The organism is Ruegeria sp. CDSA020, assembly GCF_059612345.1.
Map to the genome: position 1 here is coordinate 328,590 of NZ_JBXWQK010000004.1, position 21,014 is coordinate 349,603.

Consider the following 21,014-nt stretch of genomic DNA (forward strand, 5'->3'; position numbering starts at 1 on the left):
AAATGGCAACAGTATCTCTTGAGAACGTCAAAAAGAGCTTTGGCCCGACGGACGTCATTCATGGCATCGACGTCGATATCGCGGATGGCGAGTTTATCGTGATCGTGGGCCCCTCGGGCTGCGGCAAATCCACTTTGCTGCGAATGGTGGCCGGGCTTGAGACTGTGACATCCGGCGAAATCCGGATTGGCGAAGAGCGCGCCAATGACAAGGAGCCGATGGACCGGGACATTGCGATGGTGTTCCAGAACTATGCTCTGTACCCCCATATGTCGGTACGCCAGAACATGGGCTATGGTCTGAAAATCGCCGGATTGCCCAAGGCTCAGATTGACCAGAAGGTGACCGAGGCCGCTAAGCTGTTGCAGCTTGAGCCGCTGCTTGACCGCAAGCCCCGTCAGCTTTCAGGCGGTCAACGCCAAAGGGTTGCCATGGGCCGCGCTATTGTCCGTGAACCTGCCGTGTTCCTGTTTGATGAACCGCTCTCAAACCTGGATGCAAAGCTACGTGTCCAGATGCGCCTGGAAATCCGCGAACTGCAAGAAAAGCTGGGGATCACCTCGCTATACGTGACCCATGATCAGGTCGAGGCCATGACCATGGCCGACAGAATGATCGTGATGAACGGTGGTGTTGCCGAGCAAATCGGCACCCCGCTTGAGGTCTATGAGACGCCGCGGACGCTGTTCGCTGCGCAATTCATCGGCAGCCCGGCGATGAATACCTTTGATGCAGAGCGCCAGGGCGGAAAGATCAGGATCAACGATACCGAGATTGGCCCCTCGGACGGGCCCAATGGCCCGTTCAAATTGGGCATACGACCAGAGCATCTGTTCCTTGATGAAAACGGGCCCTTTGATGTCGTAGTTCAGATAGCCGAACCGCTGGGGGCGAATACTTTGTTGCACGGTCAGGTGTCAGGCTCTGGCGCGGCAATCACGATCAGCCTTCCGGGTGTTCATCCGATCGAAGGCCGTCATCCCAATATGCGTTTTTCTGTTGCGCCAGAGCATATGCATCTGTTTGACCCGGCCTCTGGCATAAGGCTCGAGGGCTGATGCCTTTCCCTCAGGTCGAGGCGTTTCGCGGCGGTAAAAACCTGATCCGTGTAGTAGGGCACCGGGGGGCACGCGGCGTCCTGCCCGAAAACAGCATGATCGGCTTCGATTTTACGCTGTCCATCGGGGTTCCGCTTCTTGAGTTTGACGTGGTGCTGACGGTGGATGATGTGCCCGTCATAACCCATAACCATCGGCTACATGCGCCGACCTTTCGGGATGCCAGCGGTCAGTTTTTGACCGGAAAAGAACCCAAAGTCTCGTCCCTGTCCTTCGACCAGATTCAACAGTTCGAAATCGGGCGCTTGGACGGACACTCGGATTATGGTCGACGGTTCCCCGATCAGGCCCAACTGGACGGCGTTCGCGTACCAAAGCTGCAGGATCTGCTGGATCTGATCAATCGGCCGGAATACGGCGAAGCCAATCTGATGCTCGAACTGAAATCTGATCCGGATCTGGCCCATGACGCAGCCTATCTGGACCGCTTTGTCGAACGCGTGGTACAGCAGGTTCGGGCCGCTGGCCTATCCGATCGCGTGTTGCTGCACAGCTTTGACTGGACCCTGTTGGAAGTCTGTCAGCGGCAGGCACCTGACATGCCGTCATCTTACCTGACGCAGCTTCCCGAAAATGCCGATGACGTTGGCGAGGATTCCTCCAAGGCCGTTTGTCCGGACTTTCGAAGCCAAAGCGAAAAAATCCCGCAAATGGTCAAGCAAGCGGGCGGCGCGCTTTGGTGTCCGTATTTCGCAGATGTGATATCTGAGGACGTCGCGGTTGCCAAAGAACTTGGGCTTTGCGTAGCCGTATGGACGGTCAATGAACCGGCGGATATCAGCAGGATGATTGATCTGGGTGTCGATGCCATCGTCTCGGACTATCCTGGACGGGTTCAAAGGCATCTGTCGGATTTGGGCATGAGATGGGTGTGACCCCGCCGCGATTTCTGACACGATCGCCATCGCTAGTGACGGGTCTATTCAGGATCACATCGGCTCGCTGTCGGGTTAGTCTATGGCTGGGCCGCGCGGTTGTTGCCGCATTTACGTGCGCGAGGCTTCGAACGCCGCCCATGCTTGTTCAAAGGCCTCAAAATCAAACTCAGGCGCGCGTGCTGGGCCAAGAATAAGCTTTTCGGTTTCAAGCAATTTGCGGATCGCCTGTTCCAGGCTGTCCACCACTTCGGGCGGAATCACCAAAGCGCCGTGCCGGTCCGCATGCACCAGGTCCCCGTCCTTGATCGAGAGGCTGAAGATGGTCACCGGGGTGCCCACCTCTTTGACGTGCACGAACCCGTGGCTTGGACCGACCGAGCCCGCCACAACCGGAAACCCAACCGGCAAGTCGCCCAGATCCCGCATCACGCCGTTGGTCAACGCACCGCTGATGCCAAACCCTTTGTGGACCGTGGTATTGATCTCACCCCAGTAAGCACCGATGCAGTCCGGGAAATCCAAATCTTCGACAACCGTGACAGCCGGGCCTGTGCCCGTTGCCATGTGCCGGTAGTAATCCATCCGGCGCTGACGGATCACTTCGGGAGGGTCTTCGGGAGGGTTCACCGCCGCGATCTTTGCCGTTCTGGCATAACCGACCATTGCCCCCGCATTGGGATCCGAGCACAGCATTGTGCCCCGCGTGAAATTGTCGAACCCACGCTTGCCTTGCGCCACTTCGATCGCATTGCAAACGGTGGGGGTGTCGACGGATTTCAAAAGATCCAGCAAGGGTTTTTTCATAGTGCCTCCAGCCAACGGCACAGAGCCGCTGTCGTCAGTTCGGGTTGTTCAAGTGTTGGCAAATGCCCCGCCTGCTCGATGACCTCGAAACGGCTATTCGTGAGAAGTTCATGCATCAAGGCGTGTCGCGAAACCGGGCACAGAGCATCATCTTTCCCGCACAGGATCAGGGCCTGTCCGGGATAACCGCGCAAGGTATCGCTTTGGTCGGGGCGATCTCGCAATGCTTTGGACTGGTTGATAAAAACATCCGGTCCAAGACCCAAGGCCATATCCATGCACAGGTTCAGAATTGCCTCGCGGTTCGGGCCATCGGTCAGGTAGTTTGGTTTCATCTCCTCGGCCATGACCCGGCCCAAGCCCCCACTGGACACAGAAGCGATTTGTGGACCACGCCTGGCTTTGACGTCATCCCGTTCGGCCAAGTGGTTGGTATCCATCAGCGCCACGCTGACGACGCGCTGCGGTTGCTGCCGGATTATTTCCATCGCAACGATGCCACCCATGGACAGACCCGCAAGGACAAAGCGCGGGGGCGCATAAGACAACACTTCGGCGGCCAAAGCCTGCACCGTGTCATGCCCCCCAATCGGCGCGTAGAGGACAGGATTGCTGCTCGAAAGCGTCGCGATCTGCGGGGCAAAAAGCCGGGCATCGCACATCATGCCGGGCAACATAACAAGTGGTTTCATGCGACCAATGCAGCCCCGTCGGCCAGAGATCCAAGCTTGGCAAAGGCGATATCGGGATCAACCGCACCAAATCCGGCAAAAGTGCCAAATCCGCAATCCGAGCCCGCGATCACTCTTTCGCGGCCGACAATATTCGAAAACCGTTCAATACGTTGGGCGACCAGTTCCGGATGTTCGACAAAATTTGTCGTGGTGTCGACAACGCCAGGTACAAGCACTTTGTCCTCAGGTATTTCGGCTTTGCGGTCACGGAACACCGTCCATTCATGCGCATGACGGGGGTTCGAGGTTTCGAACAGGACATAGCGGGATTTGGTCGACATCAGCGTGCCGAACACTTTGTCCATTCCAATGTCGCAACAATGCGGTCCTTCGTAATTGCCCCAGCAAATATGGACGCGCACCTTGTCAGCGGGAACGTCCTGCAATGCGTGGTTCAGGGCCTCAACATGCAAATTGGCGACTTTGACAAATTCTTCGTCCGAAAGGTCAGAGAACAGCATATGGCGAGACAAGGCCAGGTCGGGGCAATCCAGCTGTAGGTCCAGACCGGCCCCCACAATGGTTTCGTACTCTTGCTTCATCGCATCGGCGAGTGCAGCCAGATAGGCTTCACGTGTGGGGTAGAAATCATTTTGCAGAAACAGCGAGATGACACCCGGGCTGGCCGCGTTCATAAAACCACGCTCGACACCATGCGCGGCCATGGCGGCCTTGAGGTTGTCGATGTCTTTTTGCAGTTCACCTTGCCCTTTTGACCGCACCTCACCCACACACATAGGGCGCGCATATTGTGGCGTACCGCCATCATCAGCCAAGCGTTTCAGGAAGCCGGGAAACATCTTCAGATCCGCTGGCGCGTTGCGCGGGCTGTCCCCGTCAAAGCCGGTATAGCGGTCTTTGACATAGGTGGCGTATGAGATCTTCGACGTCTCGCCATCTGATACGATATCGACCCCGGCTTCGACCTGTTTGCGCACTGTCTCGGACACGGCCGAGGTCATGCAGGCATCAAACGCAGCCGCGTCAAATGGCTCTGCACGCTCGCGCGCAAAGATGAAATCCACGACCTCCTGACTACGCGGAAGGCTCCCTACATGTGTGGTTGAAATGCGGGTCATTCCTTCTTCTCCCTCTGCAAGTCTAATCTGCGCCGCCCGGAAGGCAGCGCAGTTTGTTTCATGCACCTGTCCAAGTTGTACCGGCCGGATCTTCGGTTGCGGTAACGCGATAGAGCCCCGCGTCACCGGTCATCGAAGGCGTGACGCCATAGCTTTCGCCGGGCAGAACCAGTGCGGTATCCCCATTTGTCAGGGTTGTTTCAACATCCTCAATCGTAATCCGCCAGTGGCCACTGGCCGGCATCAAGACCACAGGCTTTTCGGCTTTAACCGGATCAGACACGCACGAGCCGCGACCAAGGAAATCAACCTCGAAACCCGGCTTGTCCTTGATCAGGCCGTTTTCACCGATCACAACGGCAGGCCTGTTTGATGACAGCGCCATCAAATCCCAATAGCGGGCCACGTAATTGCCAATCACATTTTCGACGGGGACCTCGGGATAGGCTTTCAACTGCTCTTCAGTCAGCAAGGGCATGGGCTGTACGTTATGCGGCAGCGTTTCCCCTTTTTTGCTGTCGTAAAGAACCCCATTGTTTCCCAGCATCAAGCCATGGGCCTGCGCATCCTGAATAACCTGTGGCGCCCAGGTGACCCCGCCCCCGGCATCGTCACCACCAAGGACCGCCATGATCATCCCATAGTCCTGCCCCACATTTTCAAACCCGCGGAAGATACCGGTCGGGATGTTGAAGATGTCTCCTTCTTCGGCAATGAACTCGCCAGCCGATCCGTATCTGCCCCAGAAGAACCGCCAACGGCCTTTGGCAACAAAGAACACTTCGGCCGTGGTGTGGCTATGCAGAGAGTTCCGGCATCTCGGCGGTTGGCCCGCAGCACCGATGTTGAAACCGATCTTATCGGTGATGTGGACGTGTTGATCGGGGCTTTCGGATACGCCCCCGCCGACGATGGTGAAGTTTTCCTTTTGATCTGACCCCGGGGTATGGGCGTCGATGAACGCGGTTTTACAGGGTTTCAATTCGCCATAACGGACGATGCGGCTTTGGATGGTACTCATTTCTGTCTTCCTTTTGGTTGGAGTTCGCTGCGGTCAAACTCCGAAACCAGGCGGGCGGTTGTTCAGTCGCCGGGCACGCAGGCTGGCCCGGTGGGCGTGAAAACGCCGCAGCGCCTGCCCAGCCTCCAGATTTGAGAGACGATGCGACATTTACAGATCACCGGTTTTCAAAAGGATCTGTTTCCAGACCGACGTTTCATCAAACAGAGTGTACTCACGGCGCAGGCCCCAGGGGCCGAATTCGGCGTGGCTAATACCCAGCACAAAGACCTCGGCCCCCGTCGGCGTGCCGAACACACCCCATCCATCATGCTTGCCATGCAGCGACCAGCGGATCGCGGCGCGGGGCGGCATCATTGGGTCATCGCGACCGATCTGATGTTGAATTTTGAACTCGGCATTCGGGAAAGAGGCGCGAAGTCCCATCCAAAAGCGATCGACCGGAGCCCAGCTGTGACCAGTCGTGCCGCGCGGATATTCCGATTGCACGGCGCGGTCATACTCGGCGCTGATCACGCTCAGGTCTGCAGACATGACCCGGTTCAGAATGTCGGCGTATTTCTGACCCCATTCATTGTCATTGCCACGCCCTTTGTAAGGTCCAGGCTGATCATTCGCCGGCGTGTAAGGCTGGGCGCAAGCCTCTGGGCCGCCTTCGCGGGCGATCAGATCGCGGGCATATTCTTTTGGGTCCCAACCCATCTGTTGGACAATCGCACCCTGGTCGCGGATCAGCCATTCATCGTTGATCTGGTTGTTGATGGCGTGACAGTCAGCAAGGATACGGTAGACCAGCTTTTTCCCGGTAGCCTTCCCATAGGCACCGTTGCCCAGATGGGTCGCAGTCGACAAAAGCCTGTGCGAGGACAGCATGCCATCTTCCGGTGTGCCGGACCAAATCACATCCTCACCCAGCAATGTGCGGTCGGGGAACTCGGCAAGCGTTGCCATGGTAGCGGCAATGACGCCCTGATTGCCAACGACAACTGACCCCGGGGATCGAACTACGATATCGGGCGCATAGTAATGGTGCAGCGTGGCAATGCCCCGATCTTCCCAGATTTCTTTTGTGATCCCAATAATATAGTCAGGAAAATCTTTGAATTTCGGGTCAAATCCCTTCATGTCTTCCATCCTTCAGGTATACGTGCGGAACCGCGAACAATCAGCGGTCCATCTATTTCCAATCGGTGCGGACCAACATCGGGCCCTTCGATTTTGCTCAGCAAAATGTCCACGGTTTCGGCAACCATGCGGTTAGCAGGCTGTCGTACGGTGGTCAGGCTATAGGTTGGCCAGGCGGCCACAGCCACGTCGTCGTATCCGACAACCGAAACATCTTCGGGAATCCTTAGGCCCAACTCGAATCTGAGGGTGTCCATCACTGCAATAGCCATGTGGTCATTGGCCACAAAAACGGCGTCGGGCGGGTCCGAGGCAAACATCTCCAACGTTGCCGCCCGCGACTGTTCGCTGGTGAAGTTACCAACGCCGCGCGCATGCAGTTCCGCCCCCGCATCATGCAAGGCGGCCCTGAAACCTGCTTCGCGGTCGCGCTGGGTCGACGCGCCTTCCCACCCGGCGATGTACCCGATCTTTTTATGCCCCCCGGCCAAAAGGAATTCGGCAGCCTTGCGCCCACCCGCGATATTGTCCGAGGTGACCGCCGACATGGCCGGGTCGTCCTGAACCCGGTTAAACAGCACCATCGGCACACCGGCAGCCAGACAACGATCCGACAGATCCGACGACAAAGCCACCGAAGCCGCGATAATCCCGTCAACCTGAAAATCCAGTATTTCTTCGATCACGTTGTCTATGTTGCCGGCCTGATGCGACGCCATGAAGACCAGCACGTGGTAGCCGCGCTCTTGCAACTTGTTTGTCAGCTTTTCCAACGCTTCAGGATAGAACTGATTGTTCAGATAGGCGACCACAAGTCCAATGATCCGGCTTTTGCCCGAGACCACCGCACGGGCCAGAAAATTTGGCCGATATCCCAGTTCATCCGCTGCCTTGCGCACTTTCGCGACCGTTTTTTGCGAGGCCGATGCACCAGGCGTAAAGACCCGGCTAACGGCGGATTGGCTGACCCCGGCCAGCCGGGCAACGTCCAACGATGTAACTTTCTGAGTAACCATCAGTCTGCCGTCCAGCCTCCGTCCACCAACATTGCTGTTCCTGTAACCAAAGCCGACGCCTCTGATGCCAGGTACACTACCGCGCCCATAATATCCTCAATCTCTCCCGGGCGGCCCAGCTTGATCTTGTCTAGAATCCAGGCCCGTTTGGTCGGGTCTTCGAATGTAGGCCGGGACAAATCCGTCAGGATGAAAGTCGGGCAAATCGTGTTGACACGGATCTTTGCGGGCCCGAATTCCAGCGCCATCGCCTTGGTAAAGCCCTCGACCGCAAACTTGGAGGCGCAATAGACCGCGCGTTCCTGCCCGCCGACATGGCCCATCTGGCTTGAGATATTTATCAGCGATCCGGGACGCCCGGCCTCAAGCAACCCTTTGGCAACGGCTTGGGTTAGGAAATAGGCCCCCCGGACATTGACGTTCATGACCGAGTCAAAATCTTCGGGCACTGTTTCGACCGCCTTGCTATGACGTGCAAACCCTGCCGAGTTCAAAAGGATGTCAAACGGCCCGTTTTCGGCGACAGCCGCGGCAGTTCCTGCTACATCGGTGACATCCATCTCAAGCACCTTGGCAGACCATCCCTTGGCAGTCATCTGATCGGCTATCTCTTGTAACGCACTTGCGCGGCGCGCCGCCAATGTGACCTCGGCCCCATGCTCTGCCAGCGCTACGGCGCAGGCCAGACCTAAGCCCGACGATGCCCCGGCGACTAGCGCACGTTTGCCGCCTAGACTGAAACTGGGGGTACTGGGAAAATTGAGCATATCAGACCTCGCCGACTGGGTATGTAATTTCACCTGCGACACGCGCTTTGTTGAATTCGCGCAGGCGGGCAAAGACATCTACGCCCAGTTGCCGGTACACGTCCAGAAGGTCGACCAACACCCAGTTCTCCCGGATCAGGCCATCTTCCAATCGCCAGAAATCCAACGATCTCATAGTGATGCGCTGGCCAGAAGGGGCAATACCCATCCAGCCGTCATGGGTGATGGTCTGGATCATGTCCGGCCAACCGGTAACAGCTGCATAATCACCGTCACCAAAGAAATGAAAGGTGATCTCGTCGGCGTATTTGCCTCGGTCCGGCATACCACTCAGGAAAGGGATCTGGTGCCAGTTGCGAAACCCTGCAATGCCGCGCCCGGTGCCGATCCCGGCGGGCCCGTACCAGTTCATGCGCGGATGCCAGAACCTTTCCATCTCCATCACTTCGGGGCCACCCTGACTGGGATGCTTTTCCAGATGTTCAAGCATGGAAACGATATGGTCGCAGGAGGCCTTCGATTTTGCCTCATCCCAGGGGCCCCGCACGATACCGTCCAGCGTCGCCGGGCCGGGAATACAGAACTCCTGCCCCAAAGACGGGGCCATCGGCCAGGCCTTCGCCTGCATCATCACTTCGGGAATGTCCCAGAGTGCCTGGATTTCGACAACTTTGCGATTTTCGAAGCGGTAGAATTCGTGGAACCGCATATGGGTCAGATGCCCGGTCGGCGGGATGTCCAACCAAGGGGCGACGAAGGTGCCTACGTAGTGGCCGCCACAGCAGACCCAATCATCACCATGTTGCGTCGGCCCGCCCATCACAATCCAATCCCGGCGTTCCAGATCGGGCATGGATTTCAAAAGCGGTGAGTAGCAGGCATCATAGAGTTCCTGCGGCCCGGTCAGGTCGCCGAATGGATGGGGCATGTGGATGACGGCATCGGGCGCAATCACCGCCTGCAGTGCAGCTCGGACGCCGGTTTCGTCAAAGTTATACATGGCTTCGCGCAATGGCGCGATCAGGGCCTTATGGGTAGAATGTGTGTCCATTGCGAAATCTCGCATTGTGTTATCTGCTTTTCTTTCAAAACCCGTGGTGCCCGGGCAAACCCCAAGCGCAAGTTCTGCAGCAATGACCTCACTCTTATGAGGACGCGTCTGCAGCCTCGCGATAAGCCGCACCTTCGCCGTAAGGTACGTTGATACCCCCATAACGCCGGACGCGAATATTGCATTGCTCGGCATGGCCGACAAAGCCTTCCAGCATACACAGGCGTGAGCCGAATTCGCCGATCATTGCCGCAGCCTCGTCGGTAACAACCTTCTGGTAGCTATGAGTTTTCATGAATTTGCCGACCCACAAACCGCCGGTATAACGTCCGGCCTTTTTGGTCGGCAGCGTGTGGTTCGTGCCGATCACCTTGTCACCGTTTGCAACATTGGTCCGCGCCCCAAGAAACAGCGCGCCATAGCTGGTCATGTTTTCCAGGAACCAGTCGTCACGGTCGGTCATCACCTGCACATGCTCAGAAGCGATATCATCGGCAACTTGCAGCATTTCGTCATAAGTGTCGCAGACAATGACTTCCCCATACTCATCCCAGCTGACTTTTGCGGTTCCGGCGGTAGGCAGGATGCCGAGGATACGGTCGATCTCGCTCAGCGTTTCTTCGGCCAGCCTGCGCGAGTTGGTGACCAGAACACAGGGGCTGTTGTAGCCATGCTCGGCCTGCCCCAACAAGTCGGTCGCACAAAGTTCGGCATCGGCAGCGGTTTCGTCGGCAATGACCATGGTCTCGGTCGGGCCCGCAAAAAGGTCGATGCCAACGCGACCAAAGAGCTGCCGTTTGGCTTCTGCCACAAAGGCGTTCCCGGGGCCGACCAGCATGTGGACCGGATCAATGGTTTCCGTACCGATCGCCATGGCACCAATCGCTTGGATACCACCCATGACATAGATCTCATGCGCCCCACCCAGATACATGGCAGCGATCACGGCCGCATTGGGCTTGCCCTGAAACGGTGGCGTACAGGCGATGATGCGAGGCACACCGGCCACTTTAGCGGTCGCAACCGACATATGCGCCGACGCAACCATCGGGAATTTACCGCCAGGAACATAACAGCCAACAGACTGCACTGGGATGTTCTTGTGGCCGAGGATGACCCCCGGCAAGGTTTCAACCTCGATATCCAGCATTGAGTCACGCTGCGCCTGGGCGAAGTTTATCACCTGTTTCTGAGCGAACTTGATGTCGGCCAGCTCGCGTTCGGTCAATGAGGCGATCAGCTCGTCGATCTGTTCCTGGCTCAGGCGGAAGCTTTCCGGCGAGTAATTGTCAAACTTTTCCGACAGATCACGCACTGCCGCATCACCGCGGGTTTCGATGTCTTTCAGCGTCGCTTCAACGACAGCGCGGGTTTTGGCGTCATCTTCGGCTCGGTCGGCCTCGGGTTTGCCGCTTTTCAGATATTCGATAGCCATTGTCCTAATCCTCAATTTTCGGGCCGGGGCGGAATTTCTTCTCCCCGGTCAAATGTTTCCCACCCTTTGCCCTGGAACAGATCGACGCCAAGCTGCGAGGCGACATGGGCAAAATCGACATTCACCCAGTTGTCGACGATCTTGCCGTCGACAACTTTCCAGAAATCCATGTAACGGATCTCGACGCGCTTGCCGGTGGGCGCAATCCCCAGAAATTCGCCAGAATGGGTTGCTTCCTGGCGGCCAAAAGCTGCCGCCCACTCGCCCATATAAAGCCGGGCCTCGTCGATGCAGGTCTTGTCGGAAAACGCAGCCTGGAACGGGCGTTGCCAGTTTTCCTGGAATTCCTTCAGGCCCGTCTTGGTGCCGCAACCCTGGTTGCCAAGCCAGCGGAACCCTTCGGCGAAGAATTCGCCGATGTCTTCGATACGGTGGTCGTTCAAACCATCGACCATCCCCTCGATCACGGCGCGGGTCTCGTCGGTTTTGCTCATGTCCGTGTCACGTGTCAGCACGGCTTGTTCGGGGCGGGAGCCCTTCATGTTTCTCTTCCTTTTATGGTTACCAAGGGATCTTCTGTGTGGAGGGCGAGGATTAATCCGCCGTCAGAAAATCCCTTGGCATCCGGTTGAGCGCCGGATGGCGCGCAACGGCGTTATGTCTGGCAGAGCAGCTCATGCAGCCTGCTCGGCGATTTCAGCAAAGAGGTCATAGCCCAGTTGCAACAGCACATGCGGGACATCGACGAAAACCCAGTTTTCGACCAGCAGATCGTCCTCGCGGCGCCACCAGTCACAGACCCGCATGAAGACGCGTTTGCCACTTGCGGACTGGCCGAGGAAAGGTTTCACTTGGACGCCAGTTAACGAGGGCCAACCGCCCGAGCATACGTAGTTACCTTCGCCATAGCGGGTGAAATGCGCCGTCATACCGTTGCCCGCAGTGCCGCCAGACCAGCCTTCAAAGGTGGCTTCGAAAGGCACCTGGAAGCTGGCAAAACTCTCGACCCCGACGAAAGAACCGAACGCGCCGGGGCCGTACCAGACCATGTTGTCATGCCAGTAGGGGCGCCAAGCCTCGTTCTCGGTAGCAAGCCCGGCCAGCATTTCTGTGACCATATGATAGCTCTTGGCACCCTCGGCAGGATCCTGCGGAGTGGTCAAGATGCCATCATGGCTGGCAGGGCCCTGAATCATGCCGGTGAAACCGCGGGTCTTGCCCGGGCTGTCGGGGATCGGCCATTGTCCAGCGGCCAGCATCAGCTCTGGAATATCGAGGAAGATATAGCTTTCCACCGCCTTGCCGTCCTTCATCCGGTGGAACTCGCCGAAGCGCAGATAGGCAAGCTCGCCTGTGGCCCGGATGCCGAGCCAGTCGCGCGAGAACCGACCAACGAAATAGCCGGTGGCGCTGATCCAGTCCTGCCCGTCAAATTCGCCGGCCATGACAATGTCATCGCGCCGAAAAAGCCCGTCGAAGGCAGCGGCGAGCGGGGCGATGACGTGATCGTGCAGCCCGAGGCCGCCCGCGACCTCATTGAAGGGATGCACCACGTTGACATGTGCACTGGGGGCGAAGAAAGCGTCAAATGCCGGCCGGAAGTTGCCAGGATGGCGTTGTGCTTCGGTGAAACTCAGAAAGGGTTTGCGGTCGAGGTTTTTCATCTTCTCTGTCTCAATGGGGTCTGTTCGGGGCGTGTTCGGAGAAGCGCCCCGCAAGGTCCCGCGCGCATCAAAGCAAATGGAATTCGTCCCGGCCGCCGGGTCCTGCGCGCAGCCACATTCAGTCTGGCTGTATGCGCATGGGCAGATACGGACTGAGGATGAGTGCGTCCCATCAGAGTTAGCCTTTCACAGCCCCGGCCGTCAGACCGCCCACAATCTGTCGCTGGAAGAACATGACCAGAATGAACAGTGGAACTGTGGCTGAAACCACAGCCGCAACCGCGAACATCACGTTACCTTCGGTCTGCGTTGTACCAAGAAACGCGGCAATGGCAGGCACCATCGTGCGGTTGCTTTCGGACAGCAGCATCGCCCCGACGGCAAAATCGTTATAGGCCAGAAGGAACGAGAACAGCCCGGTGGTGATCACCCCTGGCCACATCACCGGAATGATCACGCGACGAAATGCCTGGAACTGGTTGCATCCGTCGACCTTGGCACTTTCATCCAGCTCGCTTGGGATATTCTTAAAGAAAGAATGCAGCATCCACAGAGTGAACGGCTGGTTGATCGCCACAAGCACGATGATCGTGGTTGGAAGGATCCCCCAGATGTTCCATTCGAAGAAAGGCAGCAAATATCCCGAGACCAACGTAATCGGTGGCATAGCCCGGAAGATAAGTGCCGTAATCAATAGCCAGAACGTATAGTTGTAGGTCGACCGAGACAGGGCATAGCCCCCCAGCGTTCCGATTGTGAGCGAGATGGTGACAACAAAGAAACAGATGATCCCCGTGTTGAGAACATTCCGCCAAAATTCTTCCTGTATCCAGGCACCCTCGTACCCTGTGGTTGTGAAGGGCGAGCCATAGACGGCTTCGGTCCGTGCTCCGGTGATGGCATTGGTCCAGTCGGCGATCGAAAAGAAATCCAACTCTACTTTGAACGAACCCCAGACCGTCCAGAGGAACGGGAAAGCGGCCAGAACGAACCATAGGATCACAAATAAGGACGAGGCGATCCGGAGACTTCTAGGCATTCTTTGTGCGCGGCTGGCCATATTATCTTGCTCCTTTGAAGTCGCGCCAGGTGCGGACAAGCACGGGTGACAGCAGAATGGCGACTCCGATTATCGTGATCACAGAGGTCGCGGCCGCGGAAGAAAGCTGCCGGGTTTCACCGCCTAAGTCGTTGAAGATGAATGTACTAAGGGATTGTGCGTGCGCACCTGCGCTGAACCCGATTATCGGTTCAAACACCTTGAAGTTGTCCATCAACTGAATCAACGCAACAAATGTGACCAGTGGCATGAGATGAGGAACGACCACGAACTTAACCTGTTGCCAGCGGGTTGCCCCGTCTATCTGGGCGGCCTCGATTTGATCCTGGGGCAATGTTTGCAGCCCCGCATAGAACACGACAAATGCAAATGGAGCGGCGTGCCAAACTCCATAAACCATCAGCGCCACCCACATCAGCCCGGTTGAGGCCTTCAGGCTAAAATCCGGATCCCCGGCCAGATATACTAGGGCGTTGCCGATGACCCCGCGGCTGTCAATCATCCAGAACAGGATAAGCGAGCCAATCAACGGAGTGACGATCATCGGCAGAAGCGAAAAGAAGATCAGCAGCCCTTTGAGATTTCGGTGCAGGGAGTTGATTGCCAGCGCAATCACCAGCCCCAAAATGATTGTGAGCGGCGTCACAACAAACGTGAATGTCAGCGTAAAAGCCATTGCCCTGTAAAAGGGCAAATTACCGATCTTTGAGAAGAAACCGCCCCAGGTCTCATTCACAGCCCAGATCTGGCCAATTTCCTGGATCGCCAGGTGGCCACGGTCCAGGTAAATATCCAATCCGACAAATCGGCCCAGTGGTTTCTCGGCGCGAAGGGCGGCTGTTGCCTCTTGATCAATCGTGGTCTCTGTCGTGCAGCCAATCAGGGGGGTGCAGCTTTCGACCTCTAACAAAACGGCCGGATGAGGCGCGAAAATGGATTGGGTCACCACCGAGACTATCGGCATCGCGATGAACAGCAGCATCGCAAGCCCGGTGGGCAGGAAGAACCACAGGAAGGTCTTATGGCGCATGTCGCAATCCCCACGTGAATTGGTTTGTGCGGGCGGCCCTTACAGACGCCCGCACGAGTCAGGCCCTACTGGAGGAAACCTTGTTCGATGGCAGCGGCGCGATATGCGGCTTCGACATCGGCCAGCGCCTGCTCAGCGCTTTCCTTGCCTTGCATGAAGTCTGAAAGTTCATTGCCTAGCGCGCTGTGCATCAGGCCCATGTAAGGCAACATCGGATAAGGCGGTGTGCCCATTTTGGCAGCCTCAAACACGCCTTCGGCGTCCGCACCAGGCTCGTAGCCTTCGATCAACCATACCGCCAGCGGCGTGGTTTCATCGTTCAGCATGTCAGGACGGATACCGTGTTTCATCGCGATGAACGTAGCTTCGGCTTCTTCATCCGAGATGTTCTTGCCGACGGTCCAGCCGTCCCACCACAGGGTCGATGCCGGCGTCGACCCGCCGCCGACTGTCAGTGGTGCGCCGATCGCATGACCGTCGATCACTTCCTGAAGCACACCTTCGGTCGTGGTTTGCTGCGATGCGCGTGAACCCCACATATTCATGATTGCAACGTTACCAGCACGGTATTCGGCATTAGTGGCATTGGAATCGTGGGTCAGGAAGTCGGGGTTCATGTATTCCGACAAAGCCTTCATCATGTTCAGCGCATTGACACCAGCCTCAGAATTCACGTTGGGCTCGGCTGTTCCGGCTTTGAAGTGGCTGCCGCCATAGCCAAGAAAAATGTTGTTGAATTCCTGTGCCAGATTCCAACCCGACGCATAGGCGCCGCCAACCGGGTTTTGCATGATGCCCTGCTCGCGAATGGCTTTGGCCGCTTCGAGCAATTCTTCATAGGTTGTCGGCACTTCGACACCGGCCTGTTCCAACACGTCCTTGCGATACATCAGGTGCTGAGCATTCGCCATGAACGCCACGGCCATAATGTCATCACCAATCTTGATCAACTGACCTGGCTGCAGGTCCTGACCATGCTGTTCCACCAGATCGTTGAGCGGCCGAATAACATCTTCGTTCATCAACGCCACGATCGAGCTGTTGGCGATGATGGCACTGGTGTATTCAGACGGGTTTCCGGACAGACCAGCCACGTTGATGGTCTGGTGCTCGGAGGTCAGGTTTGAATCGACCGATGCGCCTGTGCATTCTTTCGCGCCGGTTGCGACGGCCTGAATGGCCGCAAATTCGTTACCAACGATATTCACGCGCCCGCTAATTTCACAGGCATAACCTGCGCTGGCGGCAAAGGCGGCCAAGGACCCAGCCAATGCTATTTTCTTCAGAAACATTTGTATTCCTCCCTAGGTAGATGGGTGCATCTTCGAAGTCTGCACCTGCATTAAACCCGGCAATGCGGGTTTGGATTTTCTGTTCAGCGCTCCAAACGCGTTCCGGTTTGCGCATCAAACAAGTGGCAGTGATCGGTGTGGATATGGATTGAAACCTGATCATCGATTTCAGCGCGATAGGTTTTGTCGGCTTTGACCGAAACCAGCGCGCCACCGATCCGAACCGAGACCATCGTGCTGTCGCCCAAAAGCTCCTGCGTGTAGATGGGCCCGTTAATCTCGCCGCCGCTTTCCACGACATTGGCGTCCTCGGCACGAAAGCCCAGCGTAATCGGGCCGTCCGACGCATTCAGCCCATGCACCTCAGTGTTCTGAGCCCTAAACACCCCATTCTGAACCTGACCATCGATAAGGTTCATTGCAGGGTTGCCAATAAAGCTGGCCACAAAAGTGTTTGCGGGTGCATCGTAAATATCGGTCGGAGAGCCAACCTGCTGCACGATACCCTGCTTCATGATCACCACACGATCGGCAAGGGTCATCGCTTCGATCTGGTCATGAGTCACGTAGATCGTGGTCACGGCAAGCTCGTGGCTGAGGTTCTTGATCTGCGCGCGCGTCGAAACACGCAGCTTGGCGTCAAGGTTTGACAGCGGTTCGTCCATCAGAAAGACATTTGGCTCGCGAACAATGGCGCGGGCCAAAGCGACGCGCTGACGCTGGCCGCCCGACAGCTCTGCCGGTTTGCGATGCAGAAAGTCATCCAGTTCGACCATGGCAGAAGCGCGGCGCACTTTTTCGTCATGCGTGGAAGGGTCGATGCCGCGCACTTTCAGCGGGAACCGGATATTCTCATAAACATTCATGTTCGGATAGAGCGCGTAGGACTGAAACACCATGGCGACATCGCGGTCCTTGGGCTCCATGTCATTGACACGCTCGCCATCTATCAGAATGTCGCCCTCGCTGGCGTCCTCCAAACCCGCAATCATGCGCATGGTCGTCGTCTTGCCACAGCCTGATGGGCCAAGAAGAACCAGGAACTCTTTGTCGGCAATAGTCAGGTCGAAATTATCCACCCCCACAAACGATCCCCAACGTTTCCCAACACTGCGAAGTTGAATTTCGGCCATTCTGTCCTCCCATGTGCACTTTTCGTGCATACGTTTGCAAGAGCATAGACATCTGATGGAACATCAGGCAAGCTTTTTTTGCATGCGTTTGCAAATCTACGTTTCACTATACTGAAAACCTGTGCTCAATTCCTGGTAAAGCACTGAAAGAAAAGAATATGCCTTACGAAGCCGAGAAAAATATTGTTCTGGATCTTTATGAAGCTCTGAGCCGAGCTGAAGAATCAGCGGTTCCTGACGTGATCTCGAAATATTGCGCCGATGACTATCTGTGGCGTGGATTCCATCCCTTTGACGAACTGCATGGCCCCAGTGACGTAGGTGCCCAGTTCTGGCTTCCGCTGAAACAAAGCCTGACCCGAATGCAGCGCCGCATGGACATATTCATGGCCGGAGAAAACGAGATGGACGGTTTCACCTCGGTCTGGGTTGTATCAATGGGCCATCTCATGGGGCTGTTCGACAAAGATTGGCTAGGTATCTCGCCAAACGGCAAAATGACATTTCTGCGCTATTGCGAATTCAACAAGGTCGAAAACGGAAAAATCACTGAAACGGCGATGTATTTCGACATACCTCATTTCATGATGCAGGCCGGATTGCAGCCGTTCCCGCCTCAGACAGCCGCGCAGCTCGTGCAGCCGGGGCCCATGACCCATGACGGCCTGATGGTCGGTCCGCAACCTGCGGCGGAAGGAGAGCGGACTCTGGCGGCCATCAACTCTATGATCTCCGATCTGGGCCAATGGAACAGCGGCCTCAGCCTTGAGGACGAGCTACGGCGCACATGGTCCGAAGACATGATCTGGTGGGGGCCATCCGGGATCGGGGCGACCTACACGATCGAACGCTACGCCCAACAGCATGCAGGCCCTTTCCGTGCTGGTTTCACTGACCGGTCGAAAACCAAACACATATGCCGCCTGGCAGAGGGTCATTATGGCGGTTTTTTTGGCTGGCCGAACTTCACAGCCCGTCCAACTGGCGGGTTCATGGGAATGCCTGCGACTGACAAAGCCGGTGAATTTCGGGTAATAGATATCTATCGGCGAGACGGGGATAAGCTGGCCGAGAACTGGATATTCATCGACCTTTTACATTTCTGGAAACAGCAGGGCGTGGACATCCTTGCCAGAATGTCCGAGCTACCGCGAACATAACCGGCAGGATTGACGCACATCAGACCTTGGCTCTGTGCACTACCCCTGGCTCGCGGCGCGTAGGGTCAAAAGGTTCTTTGGCGACCCAGCGCCGATTCACCGGGAATACATGCTGAACGAGTTCCGGTCCGACGCCGCCCCAATCGGGGCGGCATTTCTTGTTTGCAAACGGAGCAAGCGCTGGCTCATATCCCAAGCCTCACATGGGCCCCGCGCCTGAGCGGGATTGCGTATCCGAGCGAACGAGAATGGGCCAAGCGGCGGCGTTCAGGGCATCCCAATGGTCGGGGTCAACCTCAATCCCCTGTTCCAAAGCTTGGTTATAGTTGGCTGCTAGCTGCGCCGCCGAAATCTCAAACCGCTGAAGTTCGGGTTGCTCCACCTGACGTGTCACCGCGTCCGCCAGCAATGCAGGCTGATTTGTGCAGATGATTGTGATGGTCGAGATTTCTTTGCTATCATCTGCATTATCCAAACGCCAGTAATGCGGGAAAGTCGCGCCGCTTTCAAAGCTCGCTCCGTGTGATCCAACCTGATCTTTCCAATAGGCTGAGATATACACGCCCAACTGCGCAACCATCGATAGGCTTCGCAGGATTAGGCCAGGATAGCGGCAGTTGGCCAGCTCGATGATCGCAAAGCCCGACTTGTTGGCCTTGGAGTGCATCAGATAGGCCGCCAATGAGCCGTGCTCGCAGACATCCGCGCCACCTGCATCAAGAACGGCGATGTCGTCATTTTCGAACACCAACCGCGGAGTCGCTCCACCCTTGGGGGCCAGTGGTGGCAGGGTGATACGGTCGAACCCGCTCAGACCCGCCATTTGCAACCAAGTGACCAATTGGGCAGCGTCCTCATAGTCACCGATCTCGTGCCCGGCTCCTTCGTAGGCGCGGGACAGCGCGGTGATCATTTCGTTACGGGATACTTTCATGCCTGTGCCTCCTCAATCTGCGGTTTCAGTGGCAGGAACCAGCTTTCATAGGTCTGGCCGATGTCATCAATCAGCGGTGCCCCCTGATACATTGTGTTACGTACCCATAGCTTCGAACGAGGGTCGAACTTGCTGACGCCAAAGAAGGCAAGCTTGCAGCGCAACAGATCCATGGGGCGCACGTTCCGGTCCGCAAGGTTGGCTCGGATCTCGGCGTATTTGTGCCTGCTCATGGTTTGGATGCGGCGCACGATGCTTTTCAGAGCTGGGCGGCGCAACAGGAAATGAATGACGTCACTGCCTGGATGCTCTTCAAGGTCTTCCAACAACACGTCATAGCAGGCGCGAACACGGCGACCGATGGGCAACGGCATTTGTTTCTCAATCCCCGGATCAGCACCGGCAAATCCCAGCCGGGGCTCCAATTTTTCTTCCGAGCGATACCAGAACGCATCCGATTTTTCCGGGTCTGAGAAGTCAATTGCCAACGCCCAGTCATAGCGATCCTCGATCAGTGTGCGCAGCTGATCGGTGGCCATGTCGGGGTCAATCACCGGATTGGGGAGGACCGTAAAACTATCTTCCAGATCGTTCACCAGTTCGGGATGAATCTCCAGGCATAAAGCGTGGATAAGTTCCTGAGTCTCCAGACTCCAGACGTCGCGGGCATGATCCGACAGTACTGACCAAGTTTCCAACGCATCACCCTGCGCCGATAGCCAGACGCGCACTTCGGCAAGTTCCGCTATCAGAACCCGGTTGCGTTCGAGCTGCTCTTCGTCCGCCGTGCGACTTTCGGTGAAATGTTGCTCGGCCCGGTCGATCAGGTCATGGAAAAGCTGGATGCGCCAGTCGGTCGGGGTGGCTTTGTGCAAGACCTGCGCCAGTGCTGTTTCACGCATCTCGATCCACTGGCTCAGCAACTCCCCATGGTTCACCAGATAAGGCGCCATTCCCAGGCCGGTCGAGTTTCCGATGCCAAAGAAGCGCTTGAGCCGATCGTCCAGTGCCACGGCGGTTTCGGGCGCGCGAGACTTCGCGATGTGATCCACCTGATCCAGGCTGAACTGACGCAGCATGTAGCAAATGAACATCTCGGGCGCGAAGGGGCGGTTGAAGTCGGCAAACTTAACCCGCACCTTGTTCCAGTCCGCCATGCCCAGCTTGCCGCTGCCATAAACGGCAGTAGTGCGGTACAGGTATCCCACATCAGCGATCCGCTCAGCGTCGGGCTGGCGCCCGGCGGTGAGCTCCTCCAGCACATGGGTGAACAGGCGCGAACTGCGGTTGGCCCGCGACAGACTGAAAACACGCGCATCCACCCTGCCCGCTTCCTGCCGAGGCACGTTGCCGCGCATGTCTTCCAGCCAGATGTCGTCTACCTCGCCCTCGCAAAGCGCCATGGTCAGATCCCAGCTGGTGGCGATCACGCGGTCGTTGCGATCTTCGTCTGACAAGAAATTTGAAAACAGCACAAAGCTGAATACATCATTCGGTGTTTCGATCCGGTAGATCGCAGTCCCATAGCCGTCGTTGTCGAGATCGAAGCGTTGGCGGTTGATGGACCATTCCTCTTTCATGATCCGGCGCACCAGTGTGCGCATGAAGCTGAGTGTCGACGAATGCAGCGACCCCAACCGCGCGAGATCCATGACCTCGGCTTCGGGGCGCATTCTGTCGGAAATTGCAGCAAGCATTTGACTCTCCTAAGAC

The 21,014-nt window shown here is 56.8% G+C and carries 20 protein-coding genes; 3 read left to right on the forward strand and 17 right to left on the reverse strand.

Going from position 1 to position 21,014, the window contains the following annotated elements; translation table 11 throughout:
• Positions 1-2 precede the first annotated feature (2 nt).
• Together AC2FJW_RS09015 and AC2FJW_RS09020 are read left to right on the forward strand one after the other, a co-directional pair.
• Positions 3-1,058, forward strand: a complete 1,056-nt coding sequence (locus AC2FJW_RS09015) for a sn-glycerol-3-phosphate import ATP-binding protein UgpC (RefSeq protein WP_496749881.1) — start codon at positions 3-5, stop codon at positions 1,056-1,058.
• Positions 1,058-1,993, forward strand: a complete 936-nt coding sequence (locus AC2FJW_RS09020) for a glycerophosphodiester phosphodiesterase family protein (protein ID WP_496749882.1) — start codon at positions 1,058-1,060, stop codon at positions 1,991-1,993. The genes AC2FJW_RS09015 and AC2FJW_RS09020 overlap by 1 nt, the downstream gene beginning before the upstream one ends.
• A 111-nt stretch (positions 1,994-2,104) precedes the next feature.
• Here the strand turns inward: AC2FJW_RS09020 and AC2FJW_RS09025 are convergent, their stop codons facing one another.
• From AC2FJW_RS09025 to AC2FJW_RS09095, 15 genes are all read right to left on the reverse strand, one after another.
• Positions 2,105-2,800 (reverse strand): RraA family protein, encoded by a 696-nt coding sequence (locus AC2FJW_RS09025; RefSeq protein WP_496749883.1) that lies wholly within the window; start codon positions 2,798-2,800, stop codon positions 2,105-2,107.
• On the reverse strand, positions 2,797-3,492 hold the full coding sequence (locus AC2FJW_RS09030) for an alpha/beta fold hydrolase (RefSeq protein WP_496749884.1): 696 nt from the start codon (positions 3,490-3,492) through the stop codon (positions 2,797-2,799). The genes AC2FJW_RS09025 and AC2FJW_RS09030 overlap by 4 nt, the downstream gene beginning before the upstream one ends.
• Positions 3,489-4,613 carry a cobalamin-independent methionine synthase II family protein gene (locus AC2FJW_RS09035; protein ID WP_496702203.1) on the reverse strand — a complete coding sequence of 375 codons (1,125 nt, stop codon included), beginning with the start codon at positions 4,611-4,613 and terminating at the stop codon, positions 3,489-3,491. Before AC2FJW_RS09035 ends, AC2FJW_RS09030 begins: the two co-directional genes overlap by 4 nt.
• Positions 4,614-4,671: 58 nt before the next feature.
• Complete coding sequence (locus AC2FJW_RS09040; RefSeq protein WP_496749885.1) at positions 4,672-5,634, reverse strand: cupin domain-containing protein; 963 nt, start codon at positions 5,632-5,634, stop codon at positions 4,672-4,674.
• Positions 5,635-5,784: 150 nt separating this feature from the next.
• The gene (locus AC2FJW_RS09045) at positions 5,785-6,759 is read right to left on the reverse strand and encodes a nuclear transport factor 2 family protein (protein WP_496749886.1); all 975 of its coding nucleotides are present in this window, start codon (positions 6,757-6,759) and stop codon (positions 5,785-5,787) included.
• On the reverse strand, positions 6,756-7,775 hold the full coding sequence (locus AC2FJW_RS09050) for a LacI family DNA-binding transcriptional regulator (protein ID WP_142639914.1): 1,020 nt from the start codon (positions 7,773-7,775) through the stop codon (positions 6,756-6,758). The genes AC2FJW_RS09045 and AC2FJW_RS09050 overlap by 4 nt, the downstream gene beginning before the upstream one ends.
• Positions 7,775-8,542, reverse strand: coding sequence for an SDR family NAD(P)-dependent oxidoreductase (locus AC2FJW_RS09055; RefSeq protein ID WP_496749887.1), 768 nt, complete (start codon positions 8,540-8,542; stop codon positions 7,775-7,777). The genes AC2FJW_RS09050 and AC2FJW_RS09055 overlap by 1 nt, the downstream gene beginning before the upstream one ends.
• Before the next feature lies 1 nt (position 8,543).
• Positions 8,544-9,593, reverse strand: a complete 1,050-nt coding sequence (locus tag AC2FJW_RS09060; RefSeq protein ID WP_496749888.1) for an ester cyclase — start codon at positions 9,591-9,593, stop codon at positions 8,544-8,546.
• Positions 9,594-9,687: 94 nt separating this feature from the next.
• Positions 9,688-11,028, reverse strand: coding sequence for a histidinol dehydrogenase (gene hisD, locus AC2FJW_RS09065; protein ID WP_496749889.1), 1,341 nt, complete (start codon positions 11,026-11,028; stop codon positions 9,688-9,690).
• A gap of 11 nt (positions 11,029-11,039) precedes the next feature.
• Positions 11,040-11,570 (reverse strand): ester cyclase, encoded by a 531-nt coding sequence (locus tag AC2FJW_RS09070; protein ID WP_142639920.1) that lies wholly within the window; start codon positions 11,568-11,570, stop codon positions 11,040-11,042.
• A gap of 132 nt (positions 11,571-11,702) precedes the next feature.
• Positions 11,703-12,692, reverse strand: coding sequence for a nuclear transport factor 2 family protein (locus AC2FJW_RS09075; protein ID WP_496749890.1), 990 nt, complete (start codon positions 12,690-12,692; stop codon positions 11,703-11,705).
• Between the two features lie 178 nt (positions 12,693-12,870).
• Positions 12,871-13,752: a carbohydrate ABC transporter permease gene (locus AC2FJW_RS09080; RefSeq protein ID WP_496749891.1), complete on the reverse strand. Its 882-nt coding sequence runs from the start codon at positions 13,750-13,752 to the stop codon at positions 12,871-12,873.
• Between the two features lies 1 nt (position 13,753).
• Positions 13,754-14,782: a carbohydrate ABC transporter permease gene (locus tag AC2FJW_RS09085; protein WP_281972840.1), complete on the reverse strand. Its 1,029-nt coding sequence runs from the start codon at positions 14,780-14,782 to the stop codon at positions 13,754-13,756.
• A 65-nt stretch (positions 14,783-14,847) separates the two neighbouring features.
• Positions 14,848-16,074 carry an ABC transporter substrate-binding protein gene (locus AC2FJW_RS09090; RefSeq protein WP_271949112.1) on the reverse strand — a complete coding sequence of 409 codons (1,227 nt, stop codon included), beginning with the start codon at positions 16,072-16,074 and terminating at the stop codon, positions 14,848-14,850.
• Between the two features lie 83 nt (positions 16,075-16,157).
• Positions 16,158-17,207, reverse strand: a complete 1,050-nt coding sequence (locus tag AC2FJW_RS09095; protein WP_496691509.1) for an ABC transporter ATP-binding protein — start codon at positions 17,205-17,207, stop codon at positions 16,158-16,160.
• Between the two features lie 158 nt (positions 17,208-17,365).
• Here AC2FJW_RS09095 and AC2FJW_RS09100 point away from each other — a divergent pair, with 158 nt between their 5' ends.
• Complete coding sequence (locus AC2FJW_RS09100) at positions 17,366-18,367, forward strand: nuclear transport factor 2 family protein (protein ID WP_496749892.1); 1,002 nt, start codon at positions 17,366-17,368, stop codon at positions 18,365-18,367.
• 199 nt (positions 18,368-18,566) lie between these two features.
• Here the strand turns inward: AC2FJW_RS09100 and AC2FJW_RS09105 are convergent, their stop codons facing one another.
• Entirely contained in the window at positions 18,567-19,301 is a 735-nt protein-coding gene (locus AC2FJW_RS09105) for a DUF3726 domain-containing protein (protein ID WP_496749893.1), read from the reverse strand.
• Positions 19,298-20,998, reverse strand: a complete 1,701-nt coding sequence (locus tag AC2FJW_RS09110; RefSeq protein WP_496749894.1) for a hypothetical protein — start codon at positions 20,996-20,998, stop codon at positions 19,298-19,300. The genes AC2FJW_RS09105 and AC2FJW_RS09110 overlap by 4 nt, the downstream gene beginning before the upstream one ends.
• Between the last annotated feature and the right edge of the window lie 16 nt (positions 20,999-21,014).